The sequence below is a fragment of the Ureibacillus suwonensis genome (genome assembly GCF_042655065.1).
Classification (GTDB): domain Bacteria; phylum Bacillota; class Bacilli; order Bacillales_A; family Planococcaceae; genus Ureibacillus; species Ureibacillus suwonensis.
This window is the reverse complement of the sequence record NZ_JBHSNQ010000048.1, coordinates 343,734-363,839: the sequence shown is the minus strand read 5'-3', so window position 1 is coordinate 363,839 and position 20,106 is coordinate 343,734. Positions and strand designations below refer to the sequence as shown.

The 20,106-nt window shown below is 40.2% G+C and carries 25 protein-coding genes; 19 read left to right on the top strand and 6 right to left on the bottom strand.

The genetic code is table 11. From position 1 onward, the window contains the following. The first annotated feature begins 14 nt into the window (after window positions 1–14). From ACFPOH_RS06210 to ACFPOH_RS06190, 5 genes are all read left to right on the top strand, one after another. The gene (locus tag ACFPOH_RS06210) at window positions 15–1,907 is read left to right on the top strand and encodes a cytochrome c oxidase subunit I (RefSeq protein WP_390309063.1); all 1,893 of its coding nucleotides are present in this window, start codon (window positions 15–17) and stop codon (window positions 1,905–1,907) included. Continuing rightward, window positions 1,907–2,530 carry a cytochrome (ubi)quinol oxidase subunit III gene (locus ACFPOH_RS06205; RefSeq protein ID WP_390309061.1) on the top strand — a complete coding sequence of 208 codons (624 nt, stop codon included), beginning with the start codon at window positions 1,907–1,909 and terminating at the stop codon, window positions 2,528–2,530. The genes ACFPOH_RS06210 and ACFPOH_RS06205 overlap by 1 nt, the downstream gene beginning before the upstream one ends. A 1-nt stretch (window position 2,531) precedes the next feature. After that, window positions 2,532–2,873 (top strand): cytochrome C oxidase subunit IV family protein, encoded by a 342-nt coding sequence (locus tag ACFPOH_RS06200; protein WP_342469987.1) that lies wholly within the window; start codon window positions 2,532–2,534, stop codon window positions 2,871–2,873. 179 nt (window positions 2,874–3,052) lie between these two features. Next, window positions 3,053–3,985 (top strand): cytochrome c oxidase assembly factor CtaG, encoded by a 933-nt coding sequence (ctaG, locus tag ACFPOH_RS06195; protein ID WP_342469986.1) that lies wholly within the window; start codon window positions 3,053–3,055, stop codon window positions 3,983–3,985. 18 nt (window positions 3,986–4,003) lie between these two features. After that, window positions 4,004–4,465 (top strand): DUF420 domain-containing protein, encoded by a 462-nt coding sequence (locus ACFPOH_RS06190; protein WP_342469985.1) that lies wholly within the window; start codon window positions 4,004–4,006, stop codon window positions 4,463–4,465. 118 nt (window positions 4,466–4,583) lie between these two features. Here the strand turns inward: ACFPOH_RS06190 and ACFPOH_RS06185 are convergent, their stop codons facing one another. Next, window positions 4,584–4,946 carry a YugN family protein gene (locus tag ACFPOH_RS06185; protein ID WP_342581111.1) on the bottom strand — a complete coding sequence of 121 codons (363 nt, stop codon included), beginning with the start codon at window positions 4,944–4,946 and terminating at the stop codon, window positions 4,584–4,586. A gap of 146 nt (window positions 4,947–5,092) precedes the next feature. On the opposite strand from ACFPOH_RS06185, the gene ACFPOH_RS06180 reads away from it, so the two are divergent. The 6 genes from ACFPOH_RS06180 to ACFPOH_RS06155 all read left to right on the top strand — a co-directional run bounded on the left by ACFPOH_RS06180 (window position 5,093) and on the right by ACFPOH_RS06155 (window position 9,691). After that, window positions 5,093–6,151 carry a CAP domain-containing protein gene (locus tag ACFPOH_RS06180; RefSeq protein WP_390309060.1) on the top strand — a complete coding sequence of 353 codons (1,059 nt, stop codon included), beginning with the start codon at window positions 5,093–5,095 and terminating at the stop codon, window positions 6,149–6,151. Between the two features lie 187 nt (window positions 6,152–6,338). Continuing rightward, on the top strand, window positions 6,339–7,805 hold the full coding sequence (locus ACFPOH_RS06175) for a UDP-N-acetylmuramoyl-L-alanyl-D-glutamate--2,6-diaminopimelate ligase (protein WP_342581112.1): 1,467 nt from the start codon (window positions 6,339–6,341) through the stop codon (window positions 7,803–7,805). Between the two features lie 100 nt (window positions 7,806–7,905). Continuing rightward, a complete protein-coding gene (locus tag ACFPOH_RS06170) occupies window positions 7,906–8,349 on the top strand; it encodes a YlbF/YmcA family competence regulator (RefSeq protein ID WP_342469981.1) in 444 nt (147 codons plus the stop codon). A gap of 116 nt (window positions 8,350–8,465) precedes the next feature. Then, window positions 8,466–8,924: a 2-thiouracil desulfurase family protein gene (locus ACFPOH_RS06165; RefSeq protein ID WP_390309059.1), complete on the top strand. Its 459-nt coding sequence runs from the start codon at window positions 8,466–8,468 to the stop codon at window positions 8,922–8,924. 131 nt (window positions 8,925–9,055) lie between these two features. Further along, on the top strand, window positions 9,056–9,259 hold the full coding sequence (locus ACFPOH_RS06160) for a helix-turn-helix transcriptional regulator (RefSeq protein WP_342469979.1): 204 nt from the start codon (window positions 9,056–9,058) through the stop codon (window positions 9,257–9,259). After that, on the top strand, window positions 9,260–9,691 hold the full coding sequence (locus tag ACFPOH_RS06155; protein ID WP_390309058.1) for a hypothetical protein: 432 nt from the start codon (window positions 9,260–9,262) through the stop codon (window positions 9,689–9,691). A gap of 49 nt (window positions 9,692–9,740) precedes the next feature. On the opposite strand, the gene ACFPOH_RS06150 is transcribed toward ACFPOH_RS06155, so the two are convergent. Further along, window positions 9,741–10,223 carry a hypothetical protein gene (locus tag ACFPOH_RS06150; protein WP_342469977.1) on the bottom strand — a complete coding sequence of 161 codons (483 nt, stop codon included), beginning with the start codon at window positions 10,221–10,223 and terminating at the stop codon, window positions 9,741–9,743. Window positions 10,224–10,473: 250 nt separating this feature from the next. Then, on the bottom strand, window positions 10,474–11,409 hold the full coding sequence (locus ACFPOH_RS06145) for a glycerophosphodiester phosphodiesterase family protein (protein WP_342581115.1): 936 nt from the start codon (window positions 11,407–11,409) through the stop codon (window positions 10,474–10,476). Between the two features lie 189 nt (window positions 11,410–11,598). Here ACFPOH_RS06145 and ACFPOH_RS06140 point away from each other — a divergent pair, with 189 nt between their 5' ends. Beyond that, on the top strand, window positions 11,599–11,874 hold the full coding sequence (locus ACFPOH_RS06140) for a YlbG family protein (RefSeq protein ID WP_342469975.1): 276 nt from the start codon (window positions 11,599–11,601) through the stop codon (window positions 11,872–11,874). 3 nt (window positions 11,875–11,877) lie between these two features. Here ACFPOH_RS06140 and ACFPOH_RS06135 read toward each other — a convergent pair whose 3' ends face one another. Further along, window positions 11,878–12,267: a DUF7147 family protein gene (locus tag ACFPOH_RS06135; RefSeq protein WP_342469974.1), complete on the bottom strand. Its 390-nt coding sequence runs from the start codon at window positions 12,265–12,267 to the stop codon at window positions 11,878–11,880. A 59-nt stretch (window positions 12,268–12,326) separates the two neighbouring features. Between ACFPOH_RS06135 and ACFPOH_RS06130 the strand changes: the two genes are divergently transcribed. From ACFPOH_RS06130 to coaD, 3 genes are read left to right on the top strand one after another with little or no spacing between them, the layout of a single operon-like run. Then, window positions 12,327–13,745: an RNA polymerase II gene (locus ACFPOH_RS06130; RefSeq protein ID WP_390309057.1), complete on the top strand. Its 1,419-nt coding sequence runs from the start codon at window positions 12,327–12,329 to the stop codon at window positions 13,743–13,745. Between the two features lie 19 nt (window positions 13,746–13,764). Next, window positions 13,765–14,316 (top strand): 16S rRNA (guanine(966)-N(2))-methyltransferase RsmD, encoded by a 552-nt coding sequence (gene rsmD, locus ACFPOH_RS06125; protein ID WP_342471164.1) that lies wholly within the window; start codon window positions 13,765–13,767, stop codon window positions 14,314–14,316. A 12-nt stretch (window positions 14,317–14,328) separates the two neighbouring features. After that, window positions 14,329–14,820, top strand: a complete 492-nt coding sequence (gene coaD / locus ACFPOH_RS06120; protein WP_342469972.1) for a pantetheine-phosphate adenylyltransferase — start codon at window positions 14,329–14,331, stop codon at window positions 14,818–14,820. A 45-nt stretch (window positions 14,821–14,865) separates the two neighbouring features. On the opposite strand, the gene ACFPOH_RS06115 is transcribed toward coaD, so the two are convergent. Next, the gene (locus ACFPOH_RS06115; protein ID WP_342469971.1) at window positions 14,866–15,660 is read right to left on the bottom strand and encodes a hypothetical protein; all 795 of its coding nucleotides are present in this window, start codon (window positions 15,658–15,660) and stop codon (window positions 14,866–14,868) included. Between the two features lie 227 nt (window positions 15,661–15,887). Between ACFPOH_RS06115 and ACFPOH_RS06110 the strand changes: the two genes are divergently transcribed. Next, entirely contained in the window at window positions 15,888–16,934 is a 1,047-nt protein-coding gene (locus ACFPOH_RS06110) for a SepM family pheromone-processing serine protease (RefSeq protein ID WP_390309056.1), read from the top strand. Here the strand turns inward: ACFPOH_RS06110 and ACFPOH_RS06105 are convergent, their stop codons facing one another. Then, window positions 16,935–18,143: a nucleotidyltransferase gene (locus ACFPOH_RS06105; protein ID WP_390309055.1), complete on the bottom strand. Its 1,209-nt coding sequence runs from the start codon at window positions 18,141–18,143 to the stop codon at window positions 16,935–16,937. A gap of 146 nt (window positions 18,144–18,289) precedes the next feature. On the opposite strand from ACFPOH_RS06105, the gene ACFPOH_RS06100 reads away from it, so the two are divergent. The 3 genes from ACFPOH_RS06100 to ACFPOH_RS06090 all read left to right on the top strand — a co-directional run bounded on the left by ACFPOH_RS06100 (window position 18,290) and on the right by ACFPOH_RS06090 (window position 19,975). Continuing rightward, on the top strand, window positions 18,290–18,820 hold the full coding sequence (locus ACFPOH_RS06100; protein WP_342581118.1) for a YceD family protein: 531 nt from the start codon (window positions 18,290–18,292) through the stop codon (window positions 18,818–18,820). A 21-nt stretch (window positions 18,821–18,841) separates the two neighbouring features. Beyond that, entirely contained in the window at window positions 18,842–19,015 is a 174-nt protein-coding gene (gene rpmF / locus ACFPOH_RS06095) for a 50S ribosomal protein L32 (protein ID WP_342469967.1), read from the top strand. Window positions 19,016–19,204: 189 nt separating this feature from the next. Next, window positions 19,205–19,975 carry an enoyl-CoA hydratase/isomerase family protein gene (locus tag ACFPOH_RS06090; RefSeq protein ID WP_342469966.1) on the top strand — a complete coding sequence of 257 codons (771 nt, stop codon included), beginning with the start codon at window positions 19,205–19,207 and terminating at the stop codon, window positions 19,973–19,975. Window positions 19,976–20,106: the final 131 nt, after the last annotated feature.

Below are 20,106 nucleotides of genomic sequence, written 5' to 3'. Positions count from 1 at the left end.
AGGAGGTTAAAGTTGTGAGCTCAGTAGCAGTCACAAAGAAAAAGGGCGTGGGTGCGGTTATTTGGGAGTATCTAACAACTGTTGACCACAAAAAACTTGCGGTATTGTATTTATTCTCCGGGCTATTGTTCTTCGCCATCGCAGGTTTTGAAGCGCTTTTAATGCGTATACAGTTGATGTACCCAAATAGCGATTTCATCTCAGCTGGTACTTTTAACGAGTTATTAACAATGCACGGTACAACAATGCTTTTCTTGGCAGCGACACCACTTTTATTCGCATTCATGAACATGGTTGTACCATTGCAAATCGGTGCTCGTGACGTAGCATTCCCATTCCTTAACTCATTAGGATTCTGGTTATTCTTCTTAGGTGCTACATTCTTGCATTTATCATTCTTTATGGGTGGAGCACCAGATGCTGGTTGGACATCATATGCATCATTATCTTTATATTCACCTGGTCATGGTATTGACTTCTATGTATTAGGTCTGCAAATTTCCGGTGCAGGTACATTGATTTCTGCCATTAACTTCATTGTGACAATCATCACAATGCGTGCACCAGGTATGACGTTCATGCGTTTGCCTTTATTTACTTGGACTACACTTATTTCCAGTACATTGATTTTATTCGCATTCCCTCCACTAACAGTAGGTTTGTTCCTAATGTTGGTTGACCGTATGTTCGATGCGAACTTCTTCGATCATACAATGGGTGGTAACACAATTATTTGGGAGCACTTATTCTGGATTTTCGGTCACCCTGAAGTGTATATCTTAGTATTGCCGGCATTCGGATTATTCTCTGAAATTATTCCGGTATTCGCCCGTAAACGTTTGTTCGGATACTCTTCAATGGTATTCGCGACAATCTTGATCGGTTTCTTAGGGTTCATGGTTTGGGCCCACCACATGTTTACAGTAGGTCTTGGTGCGACTGCAAACGCGATCTTTGCGGTAGCAACAATGGCGATCGCCGTTCCAACAGGTATGAAAGTGTTTAACTGGATTCTGACAATTTGGGGCGGTTCAATCAAGGTTACTGTACCAATGATTTATGCATTAGGATTCATTCCGTCTTTCGTTGCCGGTGGGGTAACAGGTGTAATGAACGCGACTGCACCATTGGATTATCAATTGCATGACTCTTACTTTATCGTTGCACACTTCCACTACGTAATCGTTGGTGGTATCGTAACGGCGATTTTTGCATCATTCCATTTCTATTGGCCGTTATTCTTCAACCGTGTAATGAGCGAAAAATTAGGTTATTGGACATTCTGGATTTTCTTTATCGGATTCCATTTAACATTCTTTGTACAACACTTCCTTGGATTAATGGGTATGCCACGCCGCGTATTCACATACATGGAAGGTCAAGGTTGGGATTTATTCAACTTCATTTCATCCATCGGTGCGATCATGATGGCTATCGGTGTAGTACTAATGGTACTCAACATGTTGTTGTCAATTAAATCTAAACCAGTGAACTGCAGAGACTACTGGGGAGATGGACGTTCTCTTGAATGGGCAATCCAAACACCAATCCCATTCTATAACTTCAAACAACTTCCACTTGTACGTGGATTTGACCCATACTGGATTGAAAAACATGAAGGCAACCCAGAAGGCATGACATATGCAGAACCTCTTGGCGACATTCATATGCCAAACAATTCAATCTTGCCGTTGGTAATGGCAATTGGATTATTCGTTGCTGCATTCGGTGCATTATATCATCCAGATGGTGTATCCTGGTCAATTCCTGTAATGGTAATTGGACTTGGTATTACAGTACTAGCTATGATTACCCGTTCCGTGAAAGATGACTTGGGATATCATGTACATGTAGATGAAATCTTGGCAATTGAAGAAGAGCTTTATGGAAAAGGGGGAAATAAATAATGTTGGATACTAAATTCACCCCTCAAACTTGGCCAGAACATCCGGAACAAGTTACACAAGAAGGTAAAAATAAGTACGTTGGTATTTGGATTTTTATCTGTAGCGATATCGTATTGTTCGCAAGTTTATTTGCAACATATATTTCTTTAAGAAACAGAGGTCCAGCAGGAATGGAGTTCACTTCCCAAGAACTCTTTGAACTGCCGCTCGCCTTTGTGATGACAATGTTCCTTTTAACTTCATCACTAACATCCGTATATGCGATGTATCATTTGAAAAACTATAATTTCAAAGGGGTTCAGCTTTGGACTGGAGCAACAATCCTTCTAGGTCTCGGATTCCTTTGCCTTGAAATTTATGAGTTCTATCATTATGTACACATTGGCTTTGGTTACACTCAATCCGCGTTCTCTTCCGCATTCTTCACGCTTGTTGGAACACACGGATTGCACGTAATCATCGGCTTAATCTGGATGATTTGCTTAATCATCCGTAACGCTAAACGTGGTCTTAACCTTTACAACGCGCCAAAATATTTTGTTGCTTCTATCTACTGGCACTTTATCGACGTTGTTTGGGTATTCATCTTCACGGTAGTTTACCTCATGGGGGTGTTAGGATAATATGAGTCACGATACTGAGATTCAAGGCAGAAGCCAAGCCCAATATGAATTCGATCGCAGAAAAAGCGCAGTTCAAATGCGTAAACAGGTGATCAATTTTGCGATCATGATTTTCCTAACGTTTGTTGCTTTTGCAACAGTGGCGGCAGATTTTGCGCCAACATTTATCAAACCAATCATCTTATTGCTTGCCGGAATCCAAGTTGTATTGCAACTCTATTCCTTCATGCATATGGATGATAAACACGCACCATATATCGGTGTCATTTCCACTTTTGTGTGGGTAGGAGCTGTAATTGCATTTACATTCTTCCTAGCATTCAACACAATTATTTGGTGGTAATGGAAAATGGCTGTCTAGATGATCTAGGCAGCCATTCTTGTATGTTCGGATTTTCAAAATTTTCATATTTTCTTCAAAAAGTTGATAGGTTTCTTCATATTTTATCTTAAGAAATAATGTTATAATACCAATAGCACTTTGCTTTTTTTTAGATTACTTCTTTGTTGAGGAGCGATATTATGCCTTTAAGTATATTTGGGTTTCAAGCAATGTGGAGCCCATATATGATTGGGACATTAGTGTTTATCATCATCGTTTATTTTCTTGTGACCATTCGCTGGAGAAGCGATTTTAAGGGGAACGAACCGTTAAAAAAGAAAGAAGCGGTTTACTTTATTTTAGGTATCATATTGTTATATATAGTTAAAGGATCTCCAATTGATCTATTGTCAAATATTACCTTTACGATGCATATGGTTCAAATGGCCTTTTATCTGCTATTGATTCCGATCCTGATCATTAAAGGAATTCCTTGGTGGGTTTGGCGGGTAGTCGTTGAATTCCCGGTGGTCGATAAAATCGTCAAAGCGTTAACACACCCGGTTGTATCAGTTCTAGGGTTTGCCTTAACCTTTTCGGTTTATCACCTTCCGATTGTATTCGACTACATTAAAATTGATGAAACATTGCATGGATTGGCTAGTCTGGCACTGTTTCTGTCAGCCTTCTTCATGTATTGGCCGTTGGTAAACGAAGTACCGGGCCAACGGAAAATAAAAGGGTTATACAAAATCGGGTATATTATCGCTACTGCTGTTGTTATCACACCTGCTTGCGCACTCATCATTTTTACAAAAAATCCGGTATACGCAACATATACCGATGGAGAAGCCTGGCTGAAAGCGATGTCGCTTTGTGTGCCGGATAAAACGTTGGCGAGCCTTAATACGACAGTAAAATTGTCCGGACCGGAGTTATTCACAAACTTGTCTCCACTGCGCGACCAGCAATTGGGCGGAGTGCTAATGAAAATCATCCAGGAAATCATTTTGGGTGTCATTTTGTATTTTGCCTTTCGTGAATGGTGGAGTGAGGAACATAAACTCACTGAAGAAGAAATTACAGCAAAAGCTTTAAATGACTTTCAAGAGAAAAAAAGAAACCAATATTAAGGATAGGAGAATGTGGGCATGGGTGTACCAATCTTACCAACAATCAGTACATCATTCATCGTAATCAGTGCCATTTTGGTGGCCATTGGATGGGGTCTAATCATCGCCAGAAAAATAGAAGCACATAAGAAAGTCATGTTGGCTGCCGGAGCCAGCGCATTAATCTTCTTTATTATTTATGCAACAAGAACGGTATTCATTGGAAATACCGCTTTTGGTGGTCCTGAAGAGGTAAAAATATACTATACTTTCTTTTTAATTTTCCATATTATTTTGGCTGCGGTAGGCGCAGTATTCGGCATTATAAGTATCGTTACAGGATTGAAAGACAAGTTGGGTGTGCATCGCCGCCTCGGACCGATCTCAAGCATTATTTGGTTCTTTACGGCCATCACCGGAGTACTTGTATATTTGCTCCTTTATGTGATTTATGAAGGCGGGGAAACCACTTCCGTCATTAAAGCGATTTTAGGATTTTAACCTATTTTGAGGCTAACCACTAGCCTCTTTTTTTATTTTTTGGTAAAAATAATGGAAAATAAAAAAAGAGGCCATTTTATTGCCTCCTTTGTAATATAAATGAATTATATAAGTGCGATTAGGCGATGCCAAGTTCTGCTAAATCTTTTTTCACATTTTCCAAAATTGCTTCACATTTTTTCACTAAATGAGCTGGGAACACTTCATCATCACCGTATTCCACACCATGAGGATAATAGTATTTACCAAGAGCAGGTTTCAAGATTTTCAATGATGCGGAGTTGTTTCCACAGTCGCCGGAAACCGCTGTGCAGAAGACACGAAGATAGTAACGGCCTTCTTTGATATCAAAACGTTTGTCGAATGTCATACGGTCATAGTCCCATCCGCCATGGCATTCCAAGCCGTTTTTTTCCATTACTTCAACAAGTACCGCTTGGTCTACGATTATATCTTCAACCGTTTTGTTTTCAAAATACATGAATGATCCTCCTTTTGTTACATCGAACAAATTTTAACGCATAATTTTATAATAGTGCAATTTCTTAATAGTTGCAATGACAACATTGTGTCATACTCAATAAATTTAGTACAATGAAATTATTATAGCAAAGGATCTGAACTTTTATGAAAACTCTCTTTCGTATATTAATTGTGCTATTTTGTTTGGCGATTCTTTATTATTATACATCCGATTCATCATATGAACTGAAACCGTTGGAAGGGCCTAATTCCAAATCTTCTGTCATCCCGAAAACCGAGGTTATTGAAGGTGATGAAGATGCCTTGCCAAGACCGGAAACTGGACTATCCACATACATAAATCAAAACAGTGACCTTCTCATTAATGAATTTGGTGAACCGAACCGGATTGATCAAAGTGCTTTTGGCTATGAATGGTGGGTTTATAATAACCATCCTGAAACCTTTGTCATGTTTGGGGTGGAACATGGAAAGATTGTCCAGGTATATATAGCGGGAGATCAATTGGATGCTGCTCCGTATAAAGTGGGTCAGTCCCTTGACGAAATTTATCGTATGACCATTGTGGAACCGGAAATTACCGCGAAAATAGGCGAAAATGTTTACACCTTCACCTTGACGGAAAACGATATGCAAACCCGCATTTTAGTCAAATTCGATGGCGTTTTTGCCCAGTTATATATCGATCCGTTTACCGAAAAATTGATCGGGATCCGGTTTGTCAACAGCGAAACCCTTGTGAAACATAGACCCTATGAAATGACCTTTGTCGGGGAATTAATCCGGGTGCCGAACTTAAATTCTTATATGTTGCATGAAAGCAATCAAGCGTATTCGAAACAATTGTTTGATATTATCAATGTATTTCGGAGCAATGAACAAGTTCCGACGCTAAAATGGGATGATGAAGCAAGCGTTGCGGCAATGGAGCATAGCGAAGAAATGTACACGGAAAACTATTTGTCCCATGATTCACCGAATTATGGTTCGTTGAAAGAGCGTCTGGCAGCCCATTCAGTCGTTTATGATGAAGTGGGGGAAAACTTGGCCACTGCTTATTATGACGCCATTGAGGCCGCCAATGGCTGGTTTAATTCGGAAGATCACCGTAAATTAATTTTGAATGACAAATTCACCCATGTCGGTTCGGGGGTCTTTATGAACTATTATACGCAAATCTTTCTGAATAAACCTGATCGCTGAAATAGTGTGTGTAACTGTGGACTTTTAAAAAAAATTTCAGAAAAGCGGATGGTGAAACCGATGTGTTTACATCCGCTTTTTTATTTTCCGTGGGGATAGGGAATTATGGCAAAAATGTTTCCCGACCTCCTTTCCCCTTGTGTCACATTATTTTCCTGGTCATATGATATGGAAAAGGAGTGACACAGTGCAGCTAGCGGAGCTATTAAAGGATTGGCCTTGTACGGTAAAAGGCGGTTCCATACGAGTGGAAGTATCAGGGGTAGAGGATTATGCCCAGCATGTAAAACCTGGAGATTTATTTGTTGTAAGAAAAGGCAAAAAATTTGATGGCTATCAATACATTGATTTAGCCATCCAAAATGGTGCAGTTGGAGTTGTCATTGAAGATGAAACGAAACTCGATCAATTAAAATTGTCAGTACCCCTCATTTGGGTGCCAAACTGTTTAAAATTTATGTCATTCAGCGCCGCAAAAATTTATCGTTTCCCTGCGGAAGCATTGCAAGTGATTGCGGTAACGGGCACAAACGGAAAAACGACGGTAACCCATTTTATTGGGCAACTGCTCCATGCACTACATAAAAAAGTAATGGTGATTGGAACAGTTGGCGTATTTATCAACGGGGAAGAAATCGATCTGGATTATGAACATTTGACGACACTGCAACCGAAACACTTGCACAGAATATTGCAGTATGCGGTAAGGAACCGGGTGCAATATGTCGCGTTAGAAGCATCTTCCATGGGGCTTGCGACTCACCGGCTGGATGACTGCGATATTGACATTGGCGTCTTTTTAAATTTGGCGGAAGATCATATTGAAGAACACGGTTCTTATGAAAAATATAAACAGTCCAAGCAAATTTTGGCCCAGCTGGCGGATAAACTCGTATTAAACGGCGATGACTCCTTTTGCCGCACAGTCGGCTTGCAGTCCAAAAAGAAAAAAACGTACTTTGGGCTCGGAAATCGTGTGAATTATCAATTGCAAACTTTGGCGGAGGGGATTCACCATACCACTTGTTGCTTGCAAAGCGATAAAGGACAAAAAGTGTTTACATTGCCATTTGTGGGAGAACATCAATTGCAAAATGCCATTGCCGCCATTACGACGGTCAGCGAATTAGGGTTTCCGATCGAAAAAATTTGCGAAGCAGCCGAAACGTTAAGATTGCCGAAAGGAAGACTGGAATCTGTTCCAAATGATTTGAATTTATCTATTTATATTGATTATGCCCATACGGAAGCGGCATTAAGGGCGGTATTAAAAACGTTGAAAAAGACGGCGAAAAGGGATTTGATTTTAGTGTTCAGTTGCGGCGGCGATCGGGATAAACATAAGCGGATTAAAATGGGAGCAGTCGCAACGAAATATGCGGATATGATTTACTTGACAACAGATAATCCACGAAGCGAAGATCCGGCCTTTATCAATTCCCAAATTGCGGCAGGATTCGTCTCGACGCAAAAATACGAAATGATTTTGGACCGGGCGGAAGCGATTGAAAAAGCCATTTTATCCGCCAAAGAAGGGGATACCATCCTCATTGCCGGGAAAGGCCATGAAACAACCCAAACCTTTAAGGATAGGGAAATCTATTTTTCCGATTATGAATGCGTGCAATCCGTATTGACAAAAATAAAAAGGTAGCGGATTGCACTTCTTAATGAAGGCTGGAAAAGCAAGTATTGCAAATACAAACTTCCATAAAAATTTGCTATGATAGATGTACAGATTGGAGGAATAATTGATGATGATGACATCAGAATGGGCCTTCATTTTAGATGAAGCGGACGCATTAAGCTCCATGATTCTCAATTCTGAACTTGTTCACAATTATCGTAAAGCCCATCATGCGGTATACAGTGATCAAGTGTTGGTTGAGAAGATTGCCGCATTTAATCGAATGAAAGAACAATACGAGGATGTACAGCGGTTCGGCAAATATCATCCCGATTATCATAAAATTACTAAAGAAATCAGAAAGCAAAAAAGAGAACTGGATCTCAATGAAAAGGTGGCAAATTTGAGGCTCGTGGAAAACCAGCTGCAAGACATGCTGGATGAAATCAGTCTCATTATTGGAAAGTCTGTTTCGGAAGCGGTCAAAGTGCCTGTCAGCAATCCGTTTTTTGAGACGGCTTGCCACTCCGGCGGTTGCGGATCAGGCGGAAAATGTTCTTGTTCGGCTTAAACTAGGAGTATTTAGGCTGTTTGGAAGGAAGTGTCTTTCTGAACAGCCTCATTGTTTTCGACAGTCTTTAAGGCAAAGGATTTTACAGTGCAATTTATTCAATTCTGGAGGTAGATATGATTCTGGTCAGTTCTTGTTTGGCGGGATTAAAAGTCCGCTATAATGGCACCCATTGTCTGGATGAAAAAGTGGCGAAATTGATTGAGGAAAAGAAAGCTGTGGCGGTCTGTCCGGAAGTCTTGGGGGGATTATCGACTCCAAGGGAACCCGCAGAAATCATAGGCGGAGACGGTAATGACGTTTTGGATGGAAAGGCAAAGGTCGTAACGGAAAACGGAAAAGATGTGACGGAACATTTCTTAAGAGGGGCTTACGCCACTTTGGAAGTTGCTAAAAAAGTGGGGGCCACCTTGGTTGTTCTTAAAGAGAACAGCCCTTCTTGCGGTAGCACGATGGTATATTCCGGAGAATTTAACGGGCAGAAAATCGCGGGAGATGGAGTCACTTCCGCATTGCTTAAGAGAAATGGTTTTAAAGTCATTTCAGAAGAACAGTTTGTGAAGGAATTGAGTTGATCGATGGACCCAAAGTATAGGGTCCTTTTTGTTTTGAATTCATCCAAGGAATTTATATTGATATGTAAAATATATATTGCATTATGTAATATATATATTACAATATAAAGTAAGAAGGGGTGATTGAACTTTTGGAAAATAGGGTGAGGATTGCAAGAGTAGAAGCAAATCTGACACAGCAACAGTTGGCGGAAAAGGTCGGGGTGACCCGCCAAACGATCAGCCTCATCGAGAAGGGGAAATATAACCCGACACTCAGGCTGTGTCTGGATATTTGTTATGCGGTGAATAAAACATTGGATGAGGTATTTTGGATTGAAAAGGAGGATGAATAAATGAAAAAAATCGGTGATGAACGCCTAAAGCTGCAAAATTTAAAAAACATCCGGATTGTTTATTTTATCCAAACTTTTGGGATTATTTGCATTTTGGGGTATGACTGGGTGACAAAAGGGTTCGATGCAATGTGGGATAATCCTCTATGGATGTTATTTATGCTAACGACTGTGATTTCTGCATACTTGTCCATGGGTATTGCCGCAGATTATGAAAGCACCGAAATGAATCCAAAAAAGCAAATGATGATTTCAATGGTGGTTCTTGTTTTCATTTCCCTTGGTTTAGGGATTGCAACGGCACTGACCGATGGCTACAACTTCCTGGATGGGATATTAATAGGAGGAATAATCTTAATCTGCGGAATTTTCCCGATCGTTTATTTGTATAACTTGAGAAAGAAACGTCTGGATGGAACTCAGGAAGAATGATCAATCTGATTGCGGAAATGGAAGCCTCCCCAAGATGGTTATTTTCAGCTCAGTCGGGCGAGGCCTCCAACAGAATTGAATCGCTTTCGATATCTTTTTCAATTTTATAGTTGATATGGTTCAAAGTGTATGATTTTTCATGATTGGCAAGGGTTGGACCGGCAATGTCCAATTGATTGTATATTTGATCGATGTCGTCATCCGTCAGAGAGGGGTCGATGGATTTTAGAAGCGTATGAAAACTGGCCAATACTATATCCATATCCTTTGAAATCGCTTCCGGTTTGACGCTGACAGCCGCTTTTTCAAGATTGTTATGATCATCCGTATTAAGAACTAATGCAACTGTCGGGAGGATTTCAACTAAATAAGTTTTTTCATCAAATTGGATCTTTTCACCAATCGGAATGGAATCCCCCGCCGTTTCCTCATATTTTTGTATAAAATCATGAACTGTATAATCGAAAGTTTTTTCATTTCCGCAAGCAATCAATAACAGGGCAAAAAATGTGACAAGTAATGTTTTTTTCAAATAAAATACCCCTTTCAAGTTCGGATAACCCATCCTAAAACTGTAAATGCCTATTCCTTCTTCTTTGGAGTCATCCCTTTCTGCGGGATTTTCAAAATCCATAGGTACACATGTTGGAAGGAAGCGGATATGACTGGTTAGTTCATAAGTTGTTTAAGATATCTTGATTTCAGCTAAAAAAATAGTAGCACAAACCTTGGTACGGCCTGTACTACGAATGTGAAGAAGTCTTGAAATCTCCAAAAAAACACTATTTCTGATTTTCCCCTTTTTCCTGTTGCTGCTCCATCCAATTCCGGACGAAGGGAACGGCGATATCCGGCCGGTCGGTGATGATGCCTTTCGCCCCATTGTCCAACAGTTTCCCCATTTGCTCTTCATCATCAATGACCCAATAATGCACCGGAATATTTAAATTGTTTAAAAAAGAGATAAATTTTGGTGAATCAAGAGAAAATCTTCCATGTTTTGTCGGAAGTTGGAAAACGTCCACCTTCGGATGATAGAGATGCCCAAATTGGCTCGTATATGCGGCAAAAGCTTTCCTTACATCCGTTTCACCGGCTCCCAAAGCGACCCGGTTTTGTGCATACAAATTGAAACGATCGACTTGTTCGCTATAGAAGCTCGTTACCACTACACGGTCTTCCGCCTTATATTCTTCAATTATTCTCCAAAGTTTCGAAGGCATCAAACTTCCTTCATAGGTTTCCGGGCTATCTTTGATATCGATGTTGATATACATATTTGGAAACTTTTCAAATAGTTCTTTCAATGTGACAATTTCCGCTTTTTGATCCCGATACGGGTGGTGTCCATTCTCATCTTTAAAGTGGTAACCAAAATTAAAGTTTTTTAATTCTTCCAGTGTAAAATCCTTTACGGCCCCTAATCCGTCAGATGTTCGGTCGATCGTTTCATCGTGGAACGCGACAATTTCTTCATCTTTCGTGAGCCTGATATCGATTTCAAAACCGTCGACTCCGAGTTCAAAAGCCTTTTCAAAAGCGATCATTGTATGTTCTGGCGCGAGTTTAGCCCCTCCTCTATGAGCCAGCACGACCGGGGCTTTTTGCAGCACTTCTTTTCCTTCCCGTTTTTGGGGTTTCATAAAGGCTTTGCTTCCAGCCCATGCAGCCGCACTTGCAGCGGCGATTGCCAACGCCAGTTTTGTCTTTTTTCCCATGATTGGCCTCCTTCATTTACGAGCTTCTAATCTATATTTTCTAATATGAGATTTCCTTGTATTCATTCCACCATAATCAAGTCCCTTAAAAAAGATTATAACGAAAATTGTAACGTCATGTCACGAATGTCAGTTGCTATTAAAAATACGTGTATGGTATCCTTGAAATGAAGAAAAGGGGTAATGAAAATGCAAGAAAGACAAGGGCTTATCGTGTATGTTTATCAGTTGAAACACGCCAAGAGTTTAAGAAAGTTCGGCCATGTGCATTATATTTCAAGAAAATTAAAATATGTGGTCCTCTACTGCAATCGGGACGAAATACCTTATATAAAAAATAAAATACAACGCCTTCCATTCGTGAAAGACGTTGTTGAATCCTACTTGCCGTTTGTAAAAAATGAATTTGAAAATACAAAATTCAAAAAAGATAAAGAAGAATATGACTACCGCATCGGGCTTTAACCGTTAATCCAGTGGCGGAATTAAGCGGTTCATTCGCAATACTCCGATCAAATGTTGATAGAATAAAATGGTTTCCGCATAATAGCAGGAATGTTTGATGTCCATCGGAATCGCTTCCTTGCCGATTTCTTTTAATGCTTCTTCAAATAATTGCAGCCTTTTGGAAGGTTTTCCGGGATTATAAGGGATTCCTTCACGGCATATGTATATAGGCATAAAGTTGCCATCGCCGACCGGTTGAAAGGCTACAGCTGGGGAAGCGTACGCTTCGTTTCCTTTATAAGATATAAACAAAAAGGCATTATGGAATCGTTTTTCGTTTGTGCGGATCAATTCACACAATTCATAAATATCTCCATAACCTTGTCCTAGCTCGACAAATTGTTGTGTCATTTTGATCATCCTTTCTATATACATAATACATATATTAGCATGTTAGAGGTGGCTTGCCCATGAAATATATTGTCAGCTTCTTCAGTTTGCTTGTCTTACTTATAGGCGGTGTCCTTTTTTTTCAATATCAGGTGTTTTCCAACCAGCAGGAGAGTAAAGTGGACGATTTCACTTACAACCAGGAAATTGATATAGTCCTGAGAGGAGAAAGTTTGGACATCCGCCACCACTTTAGAAATTTACCAAATCAAACGGTTTCTATCAACTGGCCGGAGCAAGCCGTAAGCCCGGATTGTTTTATTGAAAAGGAAAACAGTTGCAAACGGTTAAGCGAGGATTTTTCCAAATTCGAAAAAAGCGATATTCAAAATCAATCCATTTCTTATATCATCCCTTTAAAGGGCGGATTGAAATCCAATCAGTTTTTGAAAGATATTTTTGTTACATTGGAAAATGGAATCGTATCCCATACGACAGTACATATTACAACCGATCAATCCGTTAACGGTACATGGGTATCGGGTTTGCCTTTAACCGGGCAGCAATCATTATCTTTGGTAAACTACACGATGTTCAGCGGTACAGGCCCGGTAAACGAACTGTATTATCAAGTGAATCCGTTGCAACATCGAGAAAAAGATGGATTGGTTACCATCTATTCGCCAAATCCGATTCAAAGTGATATGATGGAACAGTTGGATGAAATGAATCTGCTGAATGATGAGCATATCGCCATCGTTCTCGGTTCCGGCATCAAAACCCAAGGAAACCGCATTTTATTTTCGGGCAATGCATCATTGGAAGCCTTAAAGGAAGAGATCATTTTATCCCAATTGAACATGAAATATCAGTTTGATGATGTGCCGGAATGGGTGCCTGAGGTATTGGCTTCGTTTCTGACAAATACCGAGATTGGCGGAGAAAAGGCAAAAGAAATTACTTTAACATTAAATAACCGGATGACGGAAGAACAACAAAAAGTTTGGACTGAAAAATTGCAAAATTTAGAAGGAACCAAACTGGACGTTGCAATGCTGGATGAATTGTTGAGCGAAGTGTTTGGAAATCACACACAATATTTCCAGGCCAATGCTGCAACAGATGAAGTATTTCCGTTGCTTTTTAATGATAACAGGGAATTATATGTAAATTCCAATGTGGCCAAGGATGTTGAAGTGATTTTCAAAGATGGGCAAGTGTTGTATTCCGCCGATACTTTGTTGAGTCATCTCGGTTATGAAACGCGGGTTGGGGAAAACGGTTATTATGCGAATAATGAAATCCGGCAATTCCGTTTCCCGATGGATCATGGATTTTATGTTTATAATCAAAGACGATACAATACGGTTTCACAACCGATTAAAGAAATTGCCGGAAAATACTATATTGAAGAATCTTGGCTGCAAAAACTGTTCATGGTAGAAATTGTTAAAAAGAAAGACTCGATTTCCATTAAAACGATCCATTCAGAACAATAGGGAAAGTTTGGTGATGAAATTGCGGGTGGTAGCCGGTGAAAGAAAAGGAATACCGCTTAAAGCGATTTCTGGAACCACTACACGGCCGACTGCAGATAAAGTGAAAGAATCCATTTTTAATATCATTGGTCCTTTTTTTGATGGAGGAACCGCTTTAGATTTATTTGCAGGCAGTGGTGGTTTGGGAATTGAAGCGTTGAGCAGGGGGGCGGAACGTGCCATCTTTGTTGAGAAAGATCGGAAGGCATTTCAAATATTGAAAGAAAACATTAAGAAATGCCGTTACGAAGATCGTTCGGAAATGTATTGCACAGAGGCCGGCCGCGCTGTCAGGGCGCTCTTGAAGAGGGATATACAAATTGATTATGTATTTGCCGACCCTCCATATAAAAAACTGGAATATTATGATTACCTTTCAATTCTTGCGGAAGGCGGAAAGCTTTCCCGTGATGCCATCATCGTCTGTGAGCATTCGTCAGAAGTGCAATTGCCCAAAAACTACGGACAATTTGTTTGCGTTCGAGAAGAAACTTATGGAAATACCAATATTTCAATTTATCGAATGAATTAGGAGAGAGAAAAATTGTCGGAAAAAATCGCTGTTGTACCTGGAAGTTTCGATCCGATTACGAATGGACATCTGGACATTATCAGACGGGCTGCGGATATTTTTGATGTTGTCTATGTGGCTGCGTTAAAGAATTCTTCGAAAAAGCCATTGTTTACCATTGAAGAAAGAATTGAACTAATCAAAGAAGTGACGAAAGATATTCCGAATGTTCGGGTTGAAAGTTCTTCCGGATTATTGGTGGATTATGCAAAAGCCAGAAACGCCATTGCCATCGTTCGTGGCCTGCGTGCGGTCTCTGACTTTGAATATGAAATGCAAATCACATCGATGAACCGCTTTTTGGAAGAATCCATCGAAACATTTTTCATCATGACGAAAAATCAATATTCCTTCTTAAGTTCCAGCATTGTGAAAGAAGTTGCCCGATATGGGGGAAGTGTCAAAGGGCTTGTGCCTTGTGTAGTGGAAGAAGCATTGAAAGCGAAATATCAGCAAAACATTTAAACTCGGCAGACGTGCATGTCTGCCGAGTTTTTCCTTTATCCTGCCTTATAAAAATAATATAAAATATAAAAAAGGAATAATAAAAGTGATAAAGATCCTTAAAAGAATATAGGGTTTCAGCGAAATATTTTCGCTTTTAGCAATGACCGCCACTTGCATATGAATGCTCAAGCTTTGGCTGGATAAAAAGGTGGCCATCAGCATCGGCAGCAAGATGGGGTCATTGGAAAAAAACTTTTGCGAAATTTGGAGTCCGTTCGTCATTTCCAAAGATGCTGCTGTCAGTAGTAGGAAATATTTATGTATATTTGGAAAAATGGTATGAATCGTATACATGACGACGGTATAGACGGTTGTGAAAAAAATGATGGTAGAACCGACAACCAGAACGGTCGGAATGCTGTCTTTGATGCTTGATATAAACGGGTTTTCAATCCGTTTAAGGTTGTCTGATTTCACGGCCTGTCGAGGATTTGAACGATGATAAAAGTAGTACAATATCAGAATCAAGATCGAAACGGTATGATATAAAATCAGGTATTGCCAGCTGAACCGGGTATTGTTCAATAAGTCATTGCCCACAAATCCCAATACGAATAAAGGGCTTGGACTATGGCAAATACTTAAAAGGCCGTTTGCTTCCTGTTTTGAAATCTGATTTGTCCTTTTCAAGTAGGCAATGGTTGCCGCACCGGTTGGAAAGCCGCCGAGGGCACTGATGCCATACGTCTTCAAATATAATTTAAATCTGGACAAGGAATTGTCCTTTTCAGGTGTCAAGCGGATAAACCATTGTGTTAAAATCAAATATGGCAGCAAATAGGGGAACAGGGCTTCCATGAATAGTTCAAGTCCAAGGTCTGCCCCTTTGTGTGCAATTCCTGGAAAGATCAATAATAAACAAATGAGTGTAATACATACGAAAAGATATAGTAGTGGAATAAGCCATCAACTCTTTTCAACTTTTTGTTTTTCTTTGGTTCATTCTTTGATTGCTAAACTAATATATGCAGGTGCAACTTTATTTATTTAGCTTTTTTGAGCTGACATAGGGGGTGCTCAAACCGTTGAAACGTCTGATATGGATGATACTTGCGTTGTTCGTCGCAATTTTTTTATCTTTTTACCAGCTTGATTACTATATTATGAAACCTGGAAGCGCCTATGATGTTAGCGAATTTGTCAAAGTGGAAAATGGCGATGTGGATGATGAAGGAACATTCAGTTTAATGACTGTATCGATGAGCAATGCCACTCCCTTGACGCTCTTGATTGCGAAATTCAGCAAGTATCAAGATATTGTTAAAAAGAAGGAAATCCATCAAAAGGAAGAAGACGATCGTGAATATAATGTTCGTCAATTGACGCTTATGAAAGATTCCCAATTTAATGCCATTTATGTTGCCTTCAATAAGACAGGTTTGCCATATGAGGTGGAATATGGCGGCATCATCGTGTTAAACGTATTGTCCGATGGGGCGAGCGCCGGTATCTTGCAGCCAGGGGATAAAATTGTGGAAATTGATGGAAAAGTCATTAAGAAGCCGGAAGATTTGGCTCATGCTCTGGTAGAAAAAAAAGAAAACGATGTTGTCCAACTGGTGGTTCAAAGGGATGAAAAATTATTGGACGAATCCGTCACTTTAAAAGAGATCCCCGATAGCGACGGGAAAATCGGTTTAGGCGTTACTTATAAGGAAAATGTCACAATAAAAACAGATCCGGTCGTAAAAATTAATTCGAAAGATATCGGGGGGCCTTCTGCGGGACTCATGTTCACATTAGAAATTCTCAACCAGCTCATGGATGAAGATATTACAAAAGGGTATTCGGTTGCGGGCACCGGTGTCATCAATGAAGATGGCACGGTTGGCCGGATCGGGGGCATCGAAAAGAAAGTGGTCGCCGCCGATAGAGACGGGGTGGAAATTTTCTTCGCCCCCGATGATGAAATTTCAGAGGAAGCCAAGAAGAAAGATCCTGGACTTATCTCCAATTATGAAGCGGCTGTCACAACGGCCAAAAAAATAAATACCGACATGAAAATCGTGCCGGTAAAAACGGTTGATGACGCTTTGAACTATTTGGAGAGCCTGCCTGAAAAAAAGAAATGATTACAGACGAATTGGCGGAAGTTTATAATCTCCGTCAATTTTTTTATTTGAAAAATGCTCGACGCCTAAAGCGTACATTTCGGATGCCCGGATATCGATTTGAAGCATCGGATCTTTTGCTTGTGCCACACGGCTGATCAAAGGAAGCTCCAAGTTTTTCTTCCGTTCCGATAAATAGGCCTGCCCTTTTTTTGTCATTCCAAGCAGACGGATATAGGTCGGCGTTTTGGATTGATGCAGTTCTTCTTTCGTAATGCCTGTATATATATGGGTGAGCATCCGTTGCAATCTCGTCCAAGTGTAGCGTTTGGATTTGATGCCTGACATCAGTTGTGTAAAGGTATCACTTTGTTTGGCATGCTTAATCAGTGCATATTCAATGCCTTCCGAAACGTCTGCAAAGGCGGTCAAGTGTTCCGGACGATGACGCATAATGGCATATTTCAAAAGGGGCCAGAACGCTTCCCAATCCACAAAGCGCGAATACTGATGCCGCCATTCCGTAAGTTCCTGGAACGTTGCATCCGGAACGTAAGGGCGGACTATTTCCACAGTCCCCTTCTGAAAAATTTCTTTTCGGATGCCCGTTGCACTTGCAATGGTCGACCTTTCATTGATAGAATCGTGATAATTTGCCTGGATTCGTTGGATTGTCACCGGTTGAACAGGCAAATCGAATTTTTTGGCGGCGACAATATAGTGATAGCCAAGAATGTTATTCGGTTTGGATAAGTCAAGATAAACACGGTTGTTCTTTTGTTTCAGTTGTTCATATGCATAAAACAAACTTTGCGGATAACTTATGCCAGTTGACACAAACTTTTTAATGAGTTCATTATATTCATCAAAATGGGTTTCGATTAAGTCGGCGGTGTTCAAAAACGGCTCCAATTTGCCATCTTCGCTCCCGAATGAAAAGGCTTCGCATTGCAGCGCGCCAAGGAGGAAAATCGCGCCTTCAGCAAATAAAGGAGCGTTTGCGGTGCTAAACACATAAGGCAATTCCACAACGATATCAACGCCGCTCTTCAACGCCATTTTTGCCCGGTGCCATTTGGAAACGAGGGCCGGTTCTCCTCTTTGCAGAAAGGGGCCGCTCATGACAGCGATGACCACATCAGCGTTTGTAATTTTTTTTGATTGGGTAACATGATAGTAATGTCCATTATGGAATGGATTGTATTCCACAACGATTCCGACAGCTTTCATAATATGCCCCTTTCCAAAATTTCTGTTTGATTCCTATAAGTTTATACTGAAATATTGCATCGTTTTTGTAAAGTGACAAGAAAATATCTTGACATCTAAATTATCACATTATATAATCATCATTGTTGTCTTGGGGTGATTCGTGAATGAAATGGTCTATTCATCAACTATCAAAGTATCGCCATACTGGAATGCCGATTGATACAGTCGTCGAGCTGGATGATGTGAAAAAGCGAAATAAAGATATTCGCGATATTTCACCCGTTCATATAAAAGGTCACTGTACTATCGGAAATTCACAAATGACTTGTCAATTGCATTTGACAGCGACCTTAACCCTTCCCTGTGCCCGCACTTGGGAAGATGTTGAATTTCCTGTTGAAGTTGAGACGGTTGAAGTCTTCAGTTGGGCTGATCCAGAACTTCGGGGAAATGATGAAGATGAGGATATCCATTATATAGATGGAGAAGTCATCGATTTAAAACCGGTCTTGGAAGATTTGATTCTCCTTGAAGTACCGATGCAAGTGTTCAAGGAAGGCACTGAAGGTACCATCAAAGGCGGAAAAGACTGGAGTTATTATACAGAAGAAGAGTTAAGTCAACAAAATGACAAACCAAAAGTGGATCCAAGACTTGCTGGATTAGCTAAGTTTTTTGATCAAAAAGATGAATAAACCTGTAAGGAGGTGCCAATCATGGCTGTACCATTTAGAAGAACTTCTAAAACTGCTAAAAGAAAACGCCGTACTCATTACAAATTATCAGTACCTGGTATGGTAAATTGCCCAAACTGCGGTGAACTAACTTTATCTCACCATGTTTGCAAATCTTGCGGACATTACAAAGGTAAAGAAGTGGTAAGCAAATAATAAAGCGTGCATCGTTCGTACGTTGCTTACAAAAGACTATTAGAGTGACCATGGCTCTCTAATAGTCTTTTTTTGCTTTTTTCAATGAATTTCGGTAATAACCAAATCTTGTCAAGAACGGATTCGTCTATTACTATGAAATCATATAGCGTTATGTTGAAATAATTGTTTAAAAGGGGATGTTGTTCATTGTCTTACAAAATTGATCTAAAAGATGGGATCCTAACATTTACCATCGACAGGGAAGAAAAGAGAAATGCGGTTAATGACGAAGTGATGGATGGGTTGAAACAAGTCATTAAGCATATAAAAGAAAATAAAGACGTACGGTTTTTGGTCATCACCGGTGCGGGGGATAGAGCCTTCTGTTCCGGAGGGGATTTGTCGGAATTCCATAGTTTGAAAACGGCAGAGGAAGCCTTTGGAATGCTCAGCAAAATGGGGAATATTTTATATGAACTTGCCACATTGCATGTTCCAACCATTGCACTCATTAATGGGACAGCCGTTGGTGGAGGCTGCGAAATTGCCACAGCCTGCGATTTCCGGTTGGTGGCCAGCCACGCAAAATGCGGATTCATTCAAGGAACATTGGCCATTACGACTGGATGGGGTGGCGGAACTTATTTGTTTGAAAGAGGATTGCGCCATGATCGGGCGTTGAAAATGCTGATTGATGCCAAGCCTTATACGGCCGAGCAATTATATGAAATCGGCTGGGCGATGAGAGTGTTTGATGGTCCAAAAGAAGAGGCGTTGGAAGCGTTCATTGAGGATATGAAAAAAGTTCATCCTTCTGTCCACCATGCCTATAAAGAAATTGAACTTCGCAAATGGAGAGAGCGGAATGTCTATGGACGCGTGATGGAAGAAATCAGACTTTGCGCCAAACTTTGGGAAAGCGAAGAGCATGAAAAAGCGGTGGAACGTTTCTTGTCCAAGTCAAGCAGCAAAAAATAAATGGTATATGAAAACATTCTTTTCAACCATATTACCGTAAAGAAACCTGGGTTGATGAAAATAGGTTGTGACAAAATTTTTATATGTCGCAACCTATTTTTTCTATGTTCTTTAATTCTATTTATTCTCTT